Source organism: Actinoallomurus sp. NPDC052274 (genome assembly GCF_040679475.1).
Classification (GTDB): Bacteria; Actinomycetota; Actinomycetes; order Streptosporangiales; family Streptosporangiaceae; genus Actinoallomurus; species Actinoallomurus liliacearum.
Genome location: NZ_JBFAUT010000106.1, coordinates 1 through 17,299, shown reverse-complemented (window position 1 = coordinate 17,299; position 17,299 = coordinate 1). Strand labels below are relative to the sequence as shown.

Sequence of the window (17,299 nt, the reverse complement as noted above, 5' to 3'; positions counted from 1 at the left end):
GAAGAGCCGACCCAGACCGCCCGCGTGTTGCGCGATGAGGATGACGCTGGCGTACGGGGCGATGCGGTCCAGCGCCTTGGTGGGTTCAAAGCGCGGCCCGCGCGGGCTCGGCTGGAAGGCGGCGCACAGCCTCTGGATGCTGCCGACGCCGCTGTTCGGCGCGGGCACCTGGCTGTCGTTCGGCTACATCGCCGCCCGGCACCGGCGACCGTCCTTGCTCGTCGCCGCGGCGGCCTATCTCGTGCTGGCCGTGCTGGCCTTCATCCTCGTCGGCAGCGGTTCGGAATCCGACATCGACACGCCTCAGACGACGATCGGCATGGCCCTGGGCCTGACCGTCTGGCTCGCCGGCTTCCTCCACGCCCTCTGGATCAACCTCACCGTCCACCTCCCCCGCCGAGCCCGCCGACCACACCCGTGACGGGCCGGCTCGATCACAGCGGGATGCTCTCGCCCGGCTTGGGAAGCCGGATCTCGGTGCCGAGCCGTTCGGCCTCCGCGTCGAGGACGCTCTCCAGCACCTTCACGCCCCACTCGTTGATCAGTCCGTCGTGGACGGCGTACGCGCGGCGGGGCCGCATCGTCCGCAGGTAGCGGATCAGATCCGGAACGGTCAGCCACGGCGCCTGGCCGGGGACCAGCAACGTCGGCACGTCGATCACGGTCAGCGCGTCACCGGGATGGAAGACCTCTCCGTCGACGAGGAAGCCGACATTGTCCACGGGCGGAGCGTCCGGATGGCTGAAGTGGTGCTTCTCGCCGACGGCCGCCACCTCGAAGCCGGCGGCCGAGAACACGTCGCCGTCCCGGACGACATTCACCCGGTCGCCGAGGTCGGCCAGGTGCCGGGCGACGCCCAGGTGTGGACGGTGAGTTCCGGGTTGTGGTCGACGGCCGCCCGCAGGCGATCGGCGTCGAGGTGGTCGAAGTGCTCATGGGTCACGAGAACAGCGTCCACGCCCGTCAGGACGTCCGGCTCCGGGGTCATCACACCGGGGTCGATGACGAGGGACCGGCCGTCCTTCTCGAGACGGACGCAGGCGTGCCCGAACTTGACGAGTTCCATGCGACCAATCCTGTCGTCCCGCTCCGCGCGTTCCGCTCGCTGATCGCTGAAAGCGAACCCGATTTCGAAATGTTTCGAGAAATGCGCTACCAAATTCGAGCTTTCACTAGTTTTCACACCATCAATCCAGCGACGGTGCATCGACCGTCCAGGTCAAGCGGCATAGACGATAGGAGACGGCCGTTCAGATGTCTGAAAGCTTTCGAAATCTATCGTTGACGCGATCGTGACACCGGGCGGATACTCGCTCATCGATCGGTACCCGCCAGCGTTCATGAGGAGGCAGCACGCACATGAACGGCACCCTCGCCCACCTGAAGTCCCGCAGACGCGGCCGCGCCAGGCCGCTCATCCGCGCGGCCTGTGCCGTGGCACTGGCCGCGGCCGCGGCGCTTCTGCCCGGCACCGCACACGCCGACACGACCATCACCTCCAACCAGACCGGCACCGACGGCGGCTACTACTACTCGTTCTGGACCGACGGCGGCGGGTCGAGCTCGATGACCCTGAAAGGCGGCGGTTCTTACAGCACCTCATGGAGCAACGTCGGCAACTTCGTCGCCGGCAAGGGCTGGAGCAACGGCGGACGTCGGGCCGTGAACTACTCCGGCAGCTTCAACCCGTCCGGGAACGCCTATCTGTCCCTGTACGGGTGGACGTCGAACCCGCTCGTCGAGTACTACATCGTCGACAACTGGGGCAGCTACCGGCCCACGGGAACGTACAAGGGCACCGTCACCAGTGACGGCGGCACGTACGACATCTACGAGACCACCCGCTACAACGCCCCCTCCGTCGAAGGCACCAAGACCTTCAACCAGTACTGGAGCGTCCGGCAGTCCAAGCGGACCGGCGGAACCATCACCACCGGCAACCACTTCGACGCGTGGGCCCGTTATGGGATGAACCTCGGCAGCTTCAACTACTACATGATCCTCGCCACCGAGGGTTACCAGAGCAGCGGCAACTCCAACATCACCGTCGGCGACTCCGGCGGCGGTGGCGGCGGAGGAGGAGGCGGGGGTGGCACCGGTGGGTGCACCGCGACGCTGTCCGCCGGCCAGTCCTGGAGCGATCGCTACAACCTCAACGTCGCGGTCTCCGGCTCCAGCAACTGGACCGTCACCATGAACGTCCCCTCGCCCGAGAAGGTCATGTCCACCTGGAACATCAACGCCAGCTACCCCAACGCCCAAACCCTCGTCGCCACACCGAACGGAAACGGCAACAACTGGGGCGTCACCATCCAGAAGAACGGCAGCACCACCTGGCCGACCGTCTCCTGCAGCACGAGCTGAGACCGAACCACTGAACACCACACCCGTGGCGCGGCGGCCGGGGGCCGTCGCGCCACCCGCTACCGCCCGAGTCGAGACGCCGGGGACGGCGTCCGAGCGGTCCCATCGCACCCGCGACCGCGTACGGAAGGCTCGGCGAACGCGCCGCCAAAACGGACGGATGCCTACAGAGCACGGCCGGACCGGGCCCTTCCCCGAGCAATCGGTACGCCCTGCTCGACCACCCAAGCGACAGAAGCGACAATCACGGCACCCCGCGGCGCCTTCGTTTCAGAGGCGTCTGCCCAGAGGAGAAACGGTGCCCTCTGAGTAGACAGCGCGAAACGCGATGGGGCACCCGGCGGGCGCCTCACCCGACTCAGCGAAGGTCAGCCGGGCGACCTCTACACAGGTGTCGCTGATGTTCTCACAGGAGTAACTGGACTTGCGCCAAGTGCCGACTGGGGGAGTGACGTTCACATCTGCTCCATGATCGCGCGGATCAGTTCCTCGGACTCGGACATCGGGGGGCTGAGGGCCACTTCCCGTACGACGTGCGGGTGGAGTTCCTCGAAGTATCTGTCTAAGCCGAACAGGCGGTCGAGGTCCTTGGAGACGTCGAGGGTGGGGATGCGGCGGCAGTTCTCGAAGTGGCTGATCATCTTGCCGCTGATGACGCATTCGCGGCCGACGTCGTCCTGGGTGCGGTCGGCACGCTCGCGGTGCAGGCGGAGCCGGTAGGCGGGAACCGGCACGCGCCGGTCCTGTCCGAGACGATCCGGATCGACCACTACCGGGTCGACGGCGACGCCCTGTGGTTCTTCTACTCCTGGGGCGACCCGATCTGTCCCGCGCGGGAGACGGCGCGCGCCGCCGTAGTCTTCTGCGTGCCGGGGCCGCGCGCGTCACCTACTTCGAGCTGTTCTTCGACCTCGTCTTCGGCTACGCGGTGACGCAGCTCTCCCACCGGCTGCTGAAGGACCTCACCGTGATCGGCGCGGCCCGACCACCCGACCGTCCGGCTCGTGCTGATCGCGGCGATGCTCAGCGGTCTGCTGATGTCGACGGCGCTGCCCGAGGCGTTCGGGAGCCGTGGCCTGTGCCGGGGCAGCCTCTGAGGCGCTCCCGGTTGGGACCTTCATCGCAGTACCACCTGAGAGATCGAGGATCGAACACTTCCAATGCCGGGCGAGCCCCCCGGTGGGGGGGCTGACCAGGACGTCGGTGCTGTCTCGGGGCGTCAGTAGGTGAGGACGACGCAGCCGTTCGCGCCGGGGAAGCCGCGCAGGTAGGGGGCAGGAGCCGAGTCGGCGCCGTTTCCGCCTCGGCCGGTACCGGCGGGGCAGGCACTGGGTACCCCGGCACCGGGTGCGCCTCCGGGGCCTCCCGCGTCTTTGACGCCGGCCGTGCCGGCCTGGCCGAAGTTCTGGCCGGCGTCGCTGCCGGCGCACCAGGTGGCGTTCATTCCTCCCGCGCCGCCGGCGTCCTCGTGGCCGCCGGGACCGGTATGGCCGCCGCCACCGGCGTCGGCGCTGGCGCCGCCCGCGTTGGCGTAGGCGACGGAGGAGGCCGTCCCGGCGAGGCCGTCGCCGTTCGGTGCGGCGCCGCCGGCGCCGACGGTGATGGTCATGTTGTCACCGGGATGAACAGCCAGGGTGCAGAACGAGGTGGCGCCCCCGCCCCCACCACTGCCGCCGGACAGGTAGGCGGTGTTGCCGGTCCCCATGCTGCCGCCTCCCCCGGCGCCGGTCAGGACGACCCTGATCTGGGACACCCCGTTGGGCACGGTAAAGGTGGTCGCGCCCGGTGTGGCGTAGACCTTTCCGTTCTGGGCGTGGGCGGGGATGGTCCCGGCCACCGGCAGCAGCATCCCGGCCGCCGCCGCGACGCCCATCACGCCTCCTCGTACGCGACAGAACGGGTTGCCCGTGCGGCGGCTTGGTTGTGGGGTGGTGGTGTGCATGCGCTCTCCCGCGTGACTGTTACCGATGGTGTCCTTGTGGCCACTCAGAATAACCGTTGCTCACCGGAATCGCGCGATTACACCGCAAGACGGTTCGGAAGCAGGACGGCACGTCACATCAGCGCGGACCCCAGGGCCTGGACGGTGTGGCGGCACACGTTGCCGAGCACATCGGCGTGGCCTTGGCGGCTACCGCCGGGCCGCCGACCAAGAGCGGGACTGCCTCACGTCGGCTGGGATGCGCACGGGTCATCCGTCCGACCCGTGCATGACGCGGGCGGAGGTCAGGCGCCGCTGGACACGTGCGGGGCGACGGTCTCCTTCCTCGCTCCGGTCCCGTCCCGGCCGGCCCGCAGGAGGCGGCGCCACTGGGCGGGATCGTGCAGCGCCGGCTCGGTGGTCTCCAGGAACCGCTCGACCGTGGCGACGAAGCGGTCGGGGTCGTCACGGTGCGGGAAGTGCCCGCACCGCCCGAAGATCTCGAGCCTGCTGCCCGGCATGGCGGCGTGCGCGATCATCGCGTGCCCGACGGGGATCACGTGGTCCTCCCGGCCCCAGATGATGAGGATCGGCATGCCCTCGGCGAGGTAACAGCGGTCGAGCATGGTGATGACCTGGCCGCGCATGTCGACTCCCGCCCGGAGGCAGCGCAGGAACGCCTCGCGCGCCTTCCGTGTGCGCAGGCCCTGGTAGCGCCGGAGGATGTAGTCGAAGTCGGTCCCCAGGAACAGGCCGCCGGTGAGGCGCAGGGCGGGGGCCGCCAGCCGCACGGCCGTACGCGCGGGCGCCGACGTCGCCAGCGACAGCCCGACCTCGGCGCCGGGCGCCGCCGCCATGCGCAGCAGCGGGTGGACCTCCCGGCCGATTCCACCGGGGGCGACGAGCACGAGCCGCTCACAGCGTTCGGGGAACTGGTAGGCGAACTGCATGGCGATCCCGCCGCCGAGTGAGTGGCCGATGACCGAGACCCGGTCGACGTCGAGGACGCCGAGCAGGTCGCGCATCCCGCACGCGTACGCGGCGATGGCGTAGTCGGCCCGCGGTTTGGCCGACTCGCCGTGGCCGAGCAGGTCCGGCGCGATGACGGTGTGGCCCTCGGCGAGGCGGGGGATGACGTCCTCCCAGGTGCCGGAGTTGTCGCCGATGCCGTGGATCAGGAGGAGAGGCGGCCCGCTCCCGGTCATTCGGAAGGCCCGCCAGTAACCGTGGATGTCACGGAAACGGATGAGAGCTCCAGGAATCACGCCTCACCACCGATGTCGACTCCCTCGCATCGTGCGGCCGGCACGTTTCGTGACGACTACCGTGCTGTCAATCCACCGTAACGGCTGCCCCGCGCTCCGGGCCGACCGCCGTCGGCGCTTTGAGCCCGTCGAGGATGACGATCGTCAGAGCGTCGTCCGCGCGGGCCCCGGGCCGGCAGACGGCGACGCTGAGCAGGTCGACGACCTCGCGGGGCGGGAGGTCGGAGCGCAGTGAGCCCTCGCGCTGCGCCCGCTCGGCCAGCCGGGCGATGAGCCCGTTCACATCGGCGGTGAGCTCGGCGACCTCGGCAGGAGGGGACTCGTCGTCCACGAGCGTCTTGGCCAGGGCCAGCGGCAGGCCGGCGCAGTGGCGGACGACCAGCACCAGCGCCTCCCAGCCCGGCAGGGGACCGGCGGCCAGGTCGCGGGCGGCGGAGAGGAGCCGCCGCAGCGTGTCGGCGGCGATCTGCTCCTGCAGCGCCTGCCGGTCCGGGAAATGACGGTACAGCGTGCCGACCCCAAGGCCCGCGGCCCGCGCAATCTCCTCCATGGACACCGCCGGGCCACGAGTGGCGAACAGGTCGAGGGCGGCGTCCAGGATGAGCGCCCGGTTGCGGCGCGCGTCGGCTCGCACGGATCTCCCCACTGCGGTCAATCGGAATCTGATGTTCACGTTAGTCTAGACGGAACCGGAAGATCCGATTCATCTCGTGGGAGGCACCTTTGCGGCTGGGAGTGATGATCGGGGTGGCGGGCGAAGGCACCGCTCTCCCGGAGATGATCGAACGAGTGCGCGCGACGGCGGAGGCCGGGCTGGACAGCGTCTACTTCAGCCAGCTCTTCTCGTGGGACGCGGTCACGCTCGCGACCCTCGTCGCCCGGGAGGTGCCGGGGATCGACGTGGGCACCGCGGTGACCCAGACCTATCCCCGCCATCCGCTGGCGCTGGCCGGTCAGGCGCTCACCGCGCAGGCGGCCAGTGGCAATCGGTTCATCCTCGGAGTCGGCCCGAGCCATCCGGAGATCATCGAGAAGGCGTTCGGTCACTCGTACGACCGGCCGGCCCGGCACGTCCGCGAGTACCTGACGAGTCTAATGCCGCTCCTACGGGGCGAGGAGGTCGACCACCACGGCGAGGTGATCACCGTCGCGGGACGGACGATCGTGCCGGGCGCCGTCGCGCCGCCCGTCCTCCTGGCGGCGCTGGGCCCGGTGATGCTGGGGATCGCCGGAGAACTGGCCGACGGCGTGGTCACCGTGTGGACCGGACCACGCGCGATCGGTGAGCATGTCGCGCCGACCATCGGCCGCGCCGCCGAACGGGCGGGACGGCCCGGCCCTCGCGTCGTCGCGGGCGTCATGGTCAGCGTCACCCACGACCCCGATGGGGTCCGGCAGAGTGTCGCGGCGGCGGTCGGCGCCGCCGGGCGGCTGCCCAGTTACCGCGCCATCCTGGACCGCCAGGGCATGTCGGGGGTGCACGAGACGGTCATCGCGGGCGACGAGGACACGGTCGAGCGGTCCATCCGGACCTACGCCGACGCCGGTGCCACCGAGTTCGTGGCCAGCCTGGTCGGCGACGAGCGCGAGCGGGCCCGCACCCTCGCGCTCCTGTCCGCGATCCGTGGCCGCCACTGACCCACCACCCGGCCGGACGGGGACAGGTGATGCCGGTCCTCCCCACTACATCAGTGGGTGATGACGTGGCAGAGCGGCCGGCCGTGGCGCATGATCAGCAGCGAGCTGCCCCGCCGCAGGCCCCGGTCGACCTCCCGTCACTTGTCGGCGAGGAGGACCGCGGTGCTGAAGGCCACTGCGGTCCCGGTGATGAGCGTGCACGGCATCGCGTGCCCACAGCCACTGCCGTCCTGCTTCGGGAACAGAGGCGACAGTTCGTAGCCGCCATCGGTCACCCCAAGGTGGTGCTCGCGGGCCAGCACGGCCAGGTCGTCCGCCGCCCAGGAGCCGATCGCGGTGAGGATGATGTCCACGGGAGCCGTCGGGTCGATGTCTTTGAGTTGTGTGATCATGCTGTCTACCGTCGGCGCGGGCGCCTGATCGGCAAGCCGCTGACCGTCGATCAGCCGGAGGCGGCGGTGAGCCGGGTGAGCCGGGCGCGTTCGGCGACGAGGGCGTCCTCCGGGACGTCCTCCCAGAGCGTGGTCGTCTCGTCCTGCCAGACGCCGGCGACCCGGCCGCCGTGCAGCACGACCGGGGAGATCCAGCCGCCGCTGCGGCTGACCGCGGCGCGGCGCGCCGCCGGGACGATCTCCGTGGCGGTGGTGCCGGCGCCCAGGACGTACGCGTCGAACGCGCCGAGGAGGCGAACGGCGCGGCTCGGCGGGGTCGCGGCCAGCTCCGCGACGTGCTCGGCGAGCATGACGCGGCGCTCGCCCTCGACGTCGACCTCGGTGAGCTCGTCGCCCAGCGCGGCGAACCAGCCCTTGAGCCGCGCCCTTGGGGTGACGCCCCGGCTCAGCCACACCTTGTCGAACAGCTCGGGCGTCGTCGGCCCGTGGGCGCCGAGGTACGCCCGGAGCACGGTCGCCGCCGGGTCGGGTGCCTCCGGCAGCCAGGCGGCGCTGACGAACGTGACCCGGTTGCCGCGCGGCGGCCCGAAGCACAGCACTCGCCACCAGGCGAGCGGCTTGAGGAGGGTGCCCCACCCGGAGCCGAGCACCTCGGCGAGGTGAGCCGAGCCCGTACGGTCGACGATCTCGGCGGTGAGCTCCTCACGGCTGAGGACCGCGCCGCCGGACAGGGCGTCGGTCGCGGCCGCCGCGATGGCCTCAAGGTCGGCGGGGATGGCGCCGAACGTCTTCTGCCAGCTTCCGCGCTCCCAGTTGCGGTGCGCGCCGGACAGCGTGAGGTAGGCGGCGGCCTGGTCGGCGGGCAGCAGGTGCAGGGTGCCGCGCATCGCCCAGGTCTTCACGAGCCTGCGGTCGGCGAGGGCCGCCGGCACCGCGCCCGGGGACGGCTCGGCCTGCCGGACGGCGATCGCCAGCTCGGCCGCCGAGGCCACCTGCGCCTGGACGCCGGCGAGCCGCCGGGTGACCTCGACCGGGTCACCGCCGGCCGCCGGATCGACGAACTGCCGCCGCAGCCGCCAGGCCAGCACCTGCTCCCACGTCACCGTCTCCACGGCACCGCACGCTAGCGCGCCCCACCGACAGCCGTGTCCTCGCCGTACCGGCGATCAGTGGTGGCGGGCGAGATCCGCGTAGGCGGACCGGACGTCCTCGGTGGTCAGGGTGGTCAGGTCAGCGGTCGTGACGTCCGCGCCGAGCTCCGCGACGCGCAGGTCACGGAAGCCGCAGGCCTTCTCGTACAGCGAGCGCACGAACCGGCCGTTGCCCAGCTCGTCGATCCGGCCGAGACCGCAGACGCGCTGGAAGACGCCCGCCAGGTCGTCCAGCGCGTCCTCCTCCCAGGTGTCACCGGCCCGCTCGGCGATCGTGAGGGCGATCTCCAGCAGTTCGTCGGGGCCGTAGGAGGGGAACGCCACGCGTTCGGCGAAGCGGGAGGCCAGGCCCGGGTTGGACCGCAGGAACCGGTCCATGTCCGCGTCGTAGCCGGCGAGGATGATGACCAGGCGCTCGCGGTCGTCCTCGGCGCGCTTGAGCAGGGTCTGCACCGCCTCGATGCCGAACGCGTCGCCGCCGGAGTAGCCGGGGTTGACGAGGGAGTACGCCTCGTCGACGAACAGGACCCCGCCGAGCGCGGAATCGATCACCTTGTTGGTCTTGATCGCCGTCGCCCCCAGGTGCTCGCCGACGAGGTCGGCGCGCTGGGCCTCGACGACCTCGGGCCGGGCCAGCAGGCCGAGCGCGGCGAAGACCCGGCCGAGCACCCGGGCGACGGTCGTCTTGCCGGTGCCGGGCGGCCCGGCGAACACGAAGTGCCGCGTCGGCGGATGCGTGGGCAGCCCCTGCTCCTCGCGCAGCTTCGCGACCTGAAGCTGCGCGGCGATGGCCCGGACCTGGCGCTTCACCGGCTCCAGGCCGATCATGCCGTCCAGGTCGGCGAGCGCCTCCTCCAGGGTGGGCGTCTCGGCGTAGCCGCGGTAGCGCTCGGTCAGCTCGGCGAACGCGATCTCGACGTCGACCGCGTGGACCGTCACGAGGTCTTCGGGAGCGGGTTCGGCGCCGGCATGGACGATCCGGACGTCGCGGGCGCGGGCCGCGGACTCGACCAGGGAGCGCACGAACCGCCCGTTGCCCAGCTCGTCGAGGACGCCGCGCCGGGAGACCTCCTCGAACTTCGACCGCAGGCAGGGCCCGGCGTCCGGGCCGAGACGGTCGCCGCGCAGGCCGGTGTGGTACTCGGCGATCAGCAGCAGTTCGGCCGGCTCGTACGCGGGGAACTTCACGCGCGTCCCGAACCGCGAGGCGAGGCCGGGATTGGAGGCGAGGAAGCCCTCCATCTCGTCCTCGTAGCCCGCCAGGATGATCACCACGTTGTCGCGGTCGTCCTCGGCGCGTTTGAGGAGCGTCTGGACGGCCTCGCTGCCGAACCGGTCGGGCTGTCCGTCACCGGCGTTGACCAGGGAGTACGCCTCGTCGATGAACAGCACGCCGCCCAGGGAGCGGTCCACGACCTCGTTCGTCTTGATCGCGGTGGCGCCGAGGTACTCCCCCACCAGGTCGGCGCGCTGCACCTCGACGACCTGCGGCGTCGGCAGCAGCCCGAAGGCGTAGAAGATCCGCGCGACGGCGCGGGCGACGGTGGTCTTGCCGGTACCGGCCGGCCCGACGAACACGAAGTGCCGCATCGGCTTCTCGGTGGGGAACCCGGCCGCGGCCCGCATCCGCGCGGCCTCGATCGAGGCCGCGATCGACCGGACCTGCCGTTTCACCGGCTCCAGGCCGATCATCGCCTCGAGTTCGGCGAACGCCTCGTCGACCGAGATGTCGGGTACGTCCTCGGCGGCGCGGGCCTGGCCCGGCGCGGCGTACTCGTCGTCCTCCGCGTAGTCCTCCTGGGCCCAGCCGGTGTCGTACGCCTCGGCGGGGACGATGCGGCGCGCCTGCCACCAGCGGTAGCCGAGGACGGCGAACGCCGCCGCCCAGCCGGGCGCGGCGGTCAGCCTCGGCAGCGGGTGGGCGAGCGCGGCGGCCACGATGCCGGCCAGTCCCAGTGAGAGGACCGCGGTGCGCCACGGCGCGTACGCGTGGATGCGGTGGGCGAGGAACGCGACCGGGAGCGCCAGCGCCGCGAGGAAGACGGCCTCATGGCCGCCGTCCGGGTAGAGGCGGCTCAGCGGGATCACGGCCGCCAGCCAGCAGGCGACGACGAAGGCCGTCGCCATTCCGCTCGGCGAGCGAAGGGTGAAGTCGACGACCAGCAGAAGCGTCGCGACGAACACGACGGTCGTGAGCAACGGCAGATTCGCGACGATCGCCACCGCCGCCGATCCCACGACCAACAGCAGGAACGTCAGTCTCCGCAGACCCGGCTGGATCTGGAAATAGCGCCAGCGGGCACGTTCGAACAGATCACGCGCCACCGGAGGGCGCGATCGGGATCTGCCGAACGGTCGCATCGCTCTCCCTCATGCCTGAGGACGTGTATAGCGCAGCTTGGGCGTCGAATGGCAGGACCCATTGCGTGGCGCGTCCCTATCAAGACCGTTATCGGACAGTAGCCATGCCCCTGGCAGGCGCTCTCCAGCCGAGGCCGACCGGCCGACCGGGCGGCCGGGCGGCGGACCCCGGCCGGGGTCGGTGCGGTCGTCACTAGGCCTTCGCCACCTGATCGGCGAGCTTCTTGTCCTTGGCGACGCGGACCAGAGCGGCCGAGAGCTGCGCCAGATCACGGTCCTTGACGAGGTCGGCCAGGCGCTTGGGATCGGTCGGCAGGCCGACGCGCTCGGCGCCCTTCAGCGTCAGGTCGTCGAGGTACGGGCGCAGCCACGGCCATACGGCCTGCGCCTCGCGGCAGAAGATGTCGGCCCCCACCGGTCCGATGCCGGGGAACTCCTCCAGCAGCTCCTTCGCGCGGCCCACATCGCGTTCGGCCTTCAGCGGCAGCTTGCGCAGATCGCCGTCGTACTCCTCGAGGACGAGCTCGGCCATGTCCCCGAGCCGGGTGGAGGTGCTCTCGTCATAGCGGACGTAATGCGCCCGGCCGAGGGCGTCGACGCGCTGCTGCCAGGTGAGCCTGGTCATGCCGCGCGGCGTTCCCCCGCCCGCCTCGAAGATCTCCCTCGCCGCGGCGGTCGCGATGTCGGCGCTGATCCGGGTGCTGAGGAGATTGGCGAGTACGAGGAGTTTGAACAGGGCGCCCGGTTGATCCTTCAGCGGGATCCCGGCCTCTTCGGCAAAGGTTCGTCCGGCCTCCGACAGCAACGCCTTGACCGTCTTGTCCATGACGCCACCTCCAAGTAGGTCAGGTCCTTACCCCATAACCGACGTTCTTAGCACGGGCACCCGTTCCGAGTACCGGGCCAGTAGTTCGGCATTGCGCTCATCTCCCCCGGGAACGTTCGCACTGCCCCAGAGCGGCAATTCGGCGCGCTCGGCCATCCGGGCGAGAAGCAGGTTCCACAGGTAAACGCATGACAATGAGGACAGTGCCGCCGTGCGCGGCGCCTCGGTGGGATAGGAGGCGTCACCCGGCGGGGTCAGGGTGTCGAGCACCAGATCCGCGACCTCGCCGAGCTTCACGCCCGCCCGGGGCGGAGCCGCCGCCATCGACGGACCGGACACCATGGCGATCACCGGCAGTCCGTACGACCGTGCCGTGGTCGCCAGCTCCACCGGGTACGGGTTGGTGCCACTGTTGGAGAAGATCATCACCAGGTCGCCCGGCCGGGGTGTCGCGGCCTCCAGAACCGGAGCGGCCAGGCCGGGGCGGCGCTCGGCCTCCGTCGCCGGCCACGCGCCGTTGAGCGGCGAGATCTCCGGCCGGGACAGGGGGTACACGCAGGCCAGCCCGCCCGCGCGGAAGAAGCCCTCCAGCACCATCGCCAGTGAATGGCCCGATCCGCCGAGGTACAGCAGGCCGCCGCCGAGGACGGTGTCGAGGAGCAGCCCGCAGGCGCGCTCCAGCGCGTCCGCGTTGTGCCGCTCTATCCGCTCAAGATGGTCACGCATCCAATCCACGAACACCGGTCTAGCACCTTTTCGGCGTCCGCGATCTTAGGGAGCGCGCGTGGCGGGACTTTTGTCCTGCCGGATACCGGGATGGGCCGATCTACGCCGCGGACCGTGTCCCCCCTAAAGTGTGCGGCGTGCAGCAGGAACGGCGGGGGCCCGAGGCTCGTGACGACGTCGCCGGGTCGGCTACGGACATCGCGAGCCACATCGACGACGGCCCCGGCCCGTACGGGATGTACCCGTGGCTCCTCGTCGGGTACTCCGCGTTCTCCACCGTGCTGCACGGCCATGCCCGGCCGGTGTGGGCGTCCGGTTCCCTGCTGACGATCTACATCCTGCTCATCGTCACCGCCATCTGGTACGGCTTCCGCCGTGGTCCGGGCGACCGGCGGGCGGTCGTCCCGCTCGTCGCGGCCGGGGTGGACGCCTTCACCATGATCGGCTGGTTCGGGCACGGGATGAGCTCGCTGACGCCCACACTCGCCCTGGCCTGCGGGGTCGTCATCCCCTGGGGCCGACGGCCCTGGCCGGTGCTGGTGATCGCGCCGCTGGCCGTCGCGGCGGCGCTGCTGGCCTGGGTGCGGGGCGCGTCGTCCGGGGACGCGTTCGGCGTCTGGTACGGCACCCTGCTCTCCGGTTTCATCGTCGCCACGATGCTGCGCCTGTTCGCCGCGATCCGGGAACTGCGCGACACCCGCGAGGAACTCGCCCGGACCGCCGTGTCCGAGGAGCGTCTGCGCTTCGCCCGCGACCTGCACGACCTGCTGGGGCACACGCTGTCGGTGATGGTCGTCAAGGCGCAGGCGGTCCGCAAGCTCGCCGACCGCGACGCCGGGCTCGCCGCCGAGCAGGCCGCCGACATCGAGGAGATCGGCCGGGACGCGCTCCGGCAGGTACGCCTCGCGGTCACCGGCTACCGCGGCCGCGGGCTCGACGCCGAGATCGACGGCGCCCGTACCGCGCTGCGGGACGCCGGGATCACGGCGCTGGTCCGCATGGAGGGCACCCCGCTGCCGGCGGAGGCGGACGCCCTGCTGGGCTGGGCGGTGCGCGAGGGCGTCACGAACGTCATCCGGCACAGCGGCGCCGCCAACTGCGACATCTCGGTGGTCCGGCGGGACGACGCGGCGGTCCTGTCCGTCCGCGACGACGGCCGCGGCGGGCCCGTCCTCTCCGACGGGTCCGAGGGCAACGGCCTGCGCGGGCTCGTCGAGCGGATCGGCGGCGCGGAGGGCCGCCTCGAGGCGGGACCGGCCGACGGCGGGGGCTACCTGCTCACCATCACGCTGCCACTGAAGGAGACCGTTTCTTGATCAGGGTGCTGCTCGCGGAGGACCAGGGCATGATGCGCGGCGCGCTCGCCCTCCTCCTCAACCTGGAGGACGACTTCGAGGTCGTCGGTCAGGTCGCCGCCGGAGACCGGATCCTCCCGGCCGCCCTCGAGCTGCGGCCCGACGTCGCCGTGCTCGACATCGAACTGCCGGGACGCAGCGGCCTCGACGCCGCCGCCGACCTGCACGCCGCGCTGCCGGACTGCAAGATCCTGATCGTCACGACGTTCGGGCGGCCCGGCTACCTGCGCCGCGCCATGGAGGCGGGCGCGAGCGGCTTCCTCGTCAAGGACGGCCCCGTCGAGGACCTGTCGGCGGCCATCCGGCGCGTCCTCGCGGGCGAACGCGTCGTCGACCCCGAGCTGGCCACCGCCGCCCTCAGCGCCGGCCCCAGCCCGCTGACGCCACGGGAGTGCGACGTGCTGTCCGCCGCCGCCGACGGATCGACGATCTCCGACATCGCCGGGCGCCTGCACCTGTCGGAGAGCACCGTGCGCAACTACCTGTCCGCGGCGATCGGCAAGACCGGCGCCCGGAACCGCATCGAGGCCGTACGGGCCGCCCGCCACAACGGCTGGCTCTGAGCGTCACCCGGCCGGGACGGCCGGCGCCGCCGCGTATGCCCTGCGCCGGACGGCCGCGACCCGCTCGCCGTGACGGGCCCGAAGGGATCAGCGGTTGCGCCATCGGGATCCGGGGAACGGGTCGTAGATGGCCTGTTCCACACTCGGGCGGCCTCGCGCAGCGCGTCTGGCGGCGAGCGCCGCCGCGCTGGCCACCACGTTCGTCATGACCGCGGGCGCGGCCTCGGCGAAGGGCGGCGGTGTCGACTGGAACGCCGTGGCCCACGCCGTCGGCCGGCCCCTGAAGACCGAGGCCGGTGACGTGCACACCGCCGAGTGGCTGCGTACCGACCTGCACGTCGTCAACGCCGGCGTGACCGAGAACCCCGGCATGGAGCTGAACGCCGAAGCGTCCTTCCACCAGACCGCCCCCGGCAGAGCGGTCATGATCGGAGAGGTCACCCTCACCGGCGACGAGGTGCCCAAGGTCGCCGACGCCCTGCAGCACGGCGGCGTGCGGATCACCGCGCTGCACAAGCACATCCAGGACGAGACGCCGCGCCTGTGGTGGATGCACTACTGGGCCCTGGGCGACCCTGTCCAGATCGCCCGCACCGTGCACACCGCCCTCACCAAGACCGGCATCCCCCTCAACCGGGAACAGGAGGGGAAAGAGCCGCCGGTCGACCTGGACGTCGCCGCGATCGACCGCATCATCGGCGCCAAGAGCGAGAACGAGAACGGCGTCCTGCAGTACCACGTCCCGGTCACCCAGAAGATCACCGACACCCGCGCCCACATCACGCTGCCGTACCTGATGGAGGCCGCCACCCTGCTGATGTTCCAGCCCCTCGGCGGCGGGCGCGCCGCGGTCAACGGCGACTTCACCATGACCGCCGACCAGGTCAACCCGGTGATCAAAGCCCTGCGCGCCCATGGCATGACCATCATCGAGCTGCACAACCACATGCTGTACGAACAGCCTCGCCTCTTCTACCTGCACTTCTGGAAGACCGGGGACGCCACCGCCCTCGCCCGCGACCTACGCGCCGGCCTCGACCAGGTCCACGCGCCCCGGCACTGACCCGAAGCCCGAGGCGACGTCGGGTACAGCGCGCCGGGCACGCCATCCCGCACGCGCCCAGTGGATGGGCGGCGGTCGGTCGAATCGGCTCGGACCGGTCAGATCAGGGAGAGCTGGCCCTCGATGTCCGGGCGATGCCTCTTCAGATGCCGCCACTCGGGCAGGTCGTCGAGGTAGGACCAGGACAGGCGGTGATGCGGTGTCGGACCGAGCCGGCGCAGCGCCTCCTGGTGCGTCGGCGAGGGGTACCCGGCGTTCCGCGCGAAGTCGTACTCCTCGTGCCCCAGCCCGGCCATCAGCGTGTCACGGTGCACCTTGGCCAGTACGGACGCGGCCGCCACCGTGACCGACCGCAGGTCGCCCTTGATCTCGGTGCGCACCGGCCAGGCTCCGCCGAGGTAGTCGTGCTTCCCGTCCAGGATGATCGCGTCCGGGCGGTCCGGCAGCGCCTCCAGGGCCCGTACGGCCGCCCGCCGCAGCGCCTCCGTCATGCCCGCCTCGTCGATCTCCTCCGCGCTCGCCATGCCGATGGCGTACGCGGGCAGCCGGCCGCGGAGCTCCTCGGCGATCCGCTCGCGACGCCGGGCGGTGAGCATCTTCGAGTCGGTCAGCCCGGCGGGAGGCTCGATCAGGTCCGTGACGGCCGCGCACACGACGACCGGCCCGGCCCACGCGCCCCGGCCCACCTCGTCGATCCCGGCGACGCGCGCGGCCCCGGCGTCGATCAGCCGCCGCTCCAGCGAGTAGTCGGGCCCCGTCTTCCCGGGCTCCGTCTCCACCGGCTCCGCGCGGCCGTCCCCGGCGAACGACCCGTCATCGATGATGCCCTCGTGATCCATGAGGCCCCATGATGACAGGCGGGATGGGCGCGTGGCCTGTTTACGGAACCGGGTGGACGGCGATTCGCCTCTCGAAGGATCATCATCCGATGGAGACGTCGCCCGAGGACATGAACGCGTTCTGGACGGACGACCGCGAGGAGCGCGAGGAGCGGGCCGCCGCGCCCCGGCGGCCGGTGTACGACGCCGTCGCCCTGCTCGCCCGGTGCGGGGTCGGGGTGGTCTTCCTGGCCCACGGCTGGCAGAAGATCCAGGTCGGCGTGACCGCGACCGGACACGACTTCGACGCGATGGGCGTGCCCGCGCCGACGGCCGCGGCCGTCTACGCCACCTTCGTCGAACTGCTGGGCGGTGCGGCGTTGATCCTCGGCCTCGCGTTGCCGGTGGCGGGCACGCTGCTGTTCCTGGACATGGCCGGGGCCTTCGTGTTCGTCCACGCCGCGCACGGGGTGTTCGTCGTCGACCAGGGCACGCCGCGCAACGGCTTCGAACTGGTCCTCGTCCTCGGCCTGGCCTCGCTGCTGTTCGCGGCGGGCGCCGGCGGGCGGCTGACGCTGGACCACCGGCTGTTCGGGCGCGGCGGTTCCTCGGGACGCCGCCGCCGTACGCGACGGGACGAGACACCTCCGCCCCCGTCGCCCGCCGTCAACGCGCCGCCGACCGCCGGGAGCACGGGGCCGACGGCCGAGTATCCGGTAGGGGACGCGCCGCCGACGGCCGAGTATCCGGCGGCCGAGTATCCGGCCCAGGACGTGCCGCCGGCGCCCGGGAGCCCGACCGGCGGCGCAACGGACGCTCAGGCAGTACGGGCGGCGTGTCCTCCCGAGAAAGAATC

General features: G+C 71.4%; 20 protein-coding genes and 1 pseudogene. 8 read left to right on the top strand and 13 right to left on the bottom strand.

Annotated features, from left to right (window positions below; translation table 11 throughout):
• Positions 1-421, top strand: a 421-nt coding sequence (locus AB0K82_RS43345; RefSeq protein WP_364409246.1) for a hypothetical protein, incomplete at its 5' end; no start/stop codon positions are given.
• A 13-nt stretch (positions 422-434) separates the two neighbouring features.
• Here the strand turns inward: AB0K82_RS43345 and AB0K82_RS43340 are convergent.
• Positions 435-821 (bottom strand): hypothetical protein, encoded by a 387-nt coding sequence (locus AB0K82_RS43340; protein WP_364409243.1) that lies wholly within the window; start codon positions 819-821, stop codon positions 435-437.
• A complete protein-coding gene (locus tag AB0K82_RS43335) occupies positions 818-1,066 on the bottom strand; it encodes an MBL fold metallo-hydrolase (protein WP_364409240.1) in 249 nt (82 codons plus the stop codon). Before AB0K82_RS43335 ends, AB0K82_RS43340 begins: the two co-directional genes overlap by 4 nt.
• A gap of 293 nt (positions 1,067-1,359) precedes the next feature.
• On the opposite strand from AB0K82_RS43335, the gene AB0K82_RS43330 reads away from it, so the two are divergent.
• Positions 1,360-2,364, top strand: coding sequence for a glycoside hydrolase family 11 protein (locus tag AB0K82_RS43330; RefSeq protein WP_364409237.1), 1,005 nt, complete (start codon positions 1,360-1,362; stop codon positions 2,362-2,364).
• Positions 2,365-2,634: 270 nt separating this feature from the next.
• On the opposite strand, the gene AB0K82_RS43325 is transcribed toward AB0K82_RS43330, so the two are convergent.
• Together AB0K82_RS43325 and AB0K82_RS43320 are read right to left on the bottom strand one after the other, a co-directional pair.
• Entirely contained in the window at positions 2,635-2,823 is a 189-nt protein-coding gene (locus AB0K82_RS43325) for a DUF397 domain-containing protein (RefSeq protein WP_364409234.1), read from the bottom strand.
• The gene (locus tag AB0K82_RS43320) at positions 2,820-3,098 is read right to left on the bottom strand and encodes a helix-turn-helix transcriptional regulator (RefSeq protein ID WP_364409231.1); all 279 of its coding nucleotides are present in this window, start codon (positions 3,096-3,098) and stop codon (positions 2,820-2,822) included. The genes AB0K82_RS43325 and AB0K82_RS43320 overlap by 4 nt, the downstream gene beginning before the upstream one ends.
• Before the next feature lie 59 nt (positions 3,099-3,157).
• Here AB0K82_RS43320 and AB0K82_RS43315 point away from each other — a divergent pair.
• Positions 3,158-3,331: pseudogene (locus AB0K82_RS43315) on the top strand (low temperature requirement protein A); the annotation flags it as partial.
• A 252-nt stretch (positions 3,332-3,583) separates the two neighbouring features.
• On the opposite strand, the gene AB0K82_RS43310 reads toward AB0K82_RS43315, so the two are convergent.
• The 3 genes from AB0K82_RS43310 to AB0K82_RS43300 all read right to left on the bottom strand — a co-directional run bounded on the left by AB0K82_RS43310 (position 3,584) and on the right by AB0K82_RS43300 (position 6,184).
• A complete protein-coding gene (locus AB0K82_RS43310; protein ID WP_364409228.1) occupies positions 3,584-4,237 on the bottom strand; it encodes a hypothetical protein in 654 nt (217 codons plus the stop codon).
• 353 nt (positions 4,238-4,590) lie between these two features.
• Positions 4,591-5,490 carry an alpha/beta fold hydrolase gene (locus tag AB0K82_RS43305; protein WP_364409225.1) on the bottom strand — a complete coding sequence of 300 codons (900 nt, stop codon included), beginning with the start codon at positions 5,488-5,490 and terminating at the stop codon, positions 4,591-4,593.
• Between the two features lie 127 nt (positions 5,491-5,617).
• Positions 5,618-6,184 carry a helix-turn-helix domain-containing protein gene (locus AB0K82_RS43300; RefSeq protein ID WP_364409222.1) on the bottom strand — a complete coding sequence of 189 codons (567 nt, stop codon included), beginning with the start codon at positions 6,182-6,184 and terminating at the stop codon, positions 5,618-5,620.
• A gap of 89 nt (positions 6,185-6,273) precedes the next feature.
• Between AB0K82_RS43300 and AB0K82_RS43295 the strand changes: the two genes are divergently transcribed.
• Positions 6,274-7,188 (top strand): TIGR03564 family F420-dependent LLM class oxidoreductase, encoded by a 915-nt coding sequence (locus tag AB0K82_RS43295; RefSeq protein ID WP_364409219.1) that lies wholly within the window; start codon positions 6,274-6,276, stop codon positions 7,186-7,188.
• Positions 7,189-7,325: 137 nt separating this feature from the next.
• Here AB0K82_RS43295 and AB0K82_RS43290 read toward each other — a convergent pair whose 3' ends face one another.
• The 5 genes from AB0K82_RS43290 to AB0K82_RS43270 all read right to left on the bottom strand — a co-directional run bounded on the left by AB0K82_RS43290 (position 7,326) and on the right by AB0K82_RS43270 (position 12,644).
• Positions 7,326-7,580 (bottom strand): hypothetical protein, encoded by a 255-nt coding sequence (locus AB0K82_RS43290; RefSeq protein WP_364409217.1) that lies wholly within the window; start codon positions 7,578-7,580, stop codon positions 7,326-7,328.
• 50 nt (positions 7,581-7,630) lie between these two features.
• Complete coding sequence (locus AB0K82_RS43285; protein WP_364409214.1) at positions 7,631-8,692, bottom strand: crosslink repair DNA glycosylase YcaQ family protein; 1,062 nt, start codon at positions 8,690-8,692, stop codon at positions 7,631-7,633.
• Positions 8,693-8,746: 54 nt separating this feature from the next.
• Positions 8,747-11,092: an AAA family ATPase gene (locus AB0K82_RS43280; protein WP_364409211.1), complete on the bottom strand. Its 2,346-nt coding sequence runs from the start codon at positions 11,090-11,092 to the stop codon at positions 8,747-8,749.
• Between the two features lie 193 nt (positions 11,093-11,285).
• Positions 11,286-11,918, bottom strand: a complete 633-nt coding sequence (locus tag AB0K82_RS43275; RefSeq protein WP_364409208.1) for an endonuclease — start codon at positions 11,916-11,918, stop codon at positions 11,286-11,288.
• A 27-nt stretch (positions 11,919-11,945) separates the two neighbouring features.
• Entirely contained in the window at positions 11,946-12,644 is a 699-nt protein-coding gene (locus AB0K82_RS43270) for a sugar isomerase domain-containing protein (RefSeq protein WP_364409205.1), read from the bottom strand.
• Positions 12,645-12,781: 137 nt separating this feature from the next.
• On the opposite strand from AB0K82_RS43270, the gene AB0K82_RS43265 reads away from it, so the two are divergent.
• The 3 genes from AB0K82_RS43265 (at position 12,782) to AB0K82_RS43255 (ending at position 15,625) form a co-directional block, all read left to right on the top strand.
• Complete coding sequence (locus AB0K82_RS43265; protein ID WP_364409203.1) at positions 12,782-13,960, top strand: sensor histidine kinase; 1,179 nt, start codon at positions 12,782-12,784, stop codon at positions 13,958-13,960.
• The gene (locus AB0K82_RS43260) at positions 13,957-14,562 is read left to right on the top strand and encodes a response regulator transcription factor (protein ID WP_364409200.1); all 606 of its coding nucleotides are present in this window, start codon (positions 13,957-13,959) and stop codon (positions 14,560-14,562) included. Before AB0K82_RS43265 ends, AB0K82_RS43260 begins: the two co-directional genes overlap by 4 nt.
• A 127-nt stretch (positions 14,563-14,689) precedes the next feature.
• Positions 14,690-15,625 (top strand): DUF1259 domain-containing protein, encoded by a 936-nt coding sequence (locus AB0K82_RS43255; RefSeq protein WP_364409197.1) that lies wholly within the window; start codon positions 14,690-14,692, stop codon positions 15,623-15,625.
• Between the two features lie 98 nt (positions 15,626-15,723).
• Here AB0K82_RS43255 and AB0K82_RS43250 read toward each other — a convergent pair whose 3' ends face one another.
• The gene (locus AB0K82_RS43250; protein WP_364409194.1) at positions 15,724-16,464 is read right to left on the bottom strand and encodes a ribonuclease HII; all 741 of its coding nucleotides are present in this window, start codon (positions 16,462-16,464) and stop codon (positions 15,724-15,726) included.
• A gap of 89 nt (positions 16,465-16,553) precedes the next feature.
• Between AB0K82_RS43250 and AB0K82_RS43245 the strand changes: the two genes are divergently transcribed.
• Positions 16,554-17,299: DoxX family membrane protein (locus tag AB0K82_RS43245; protein WP_364409191.1), on the top strand; the 746-nt coding region annotated here is incomplete at its 3' end.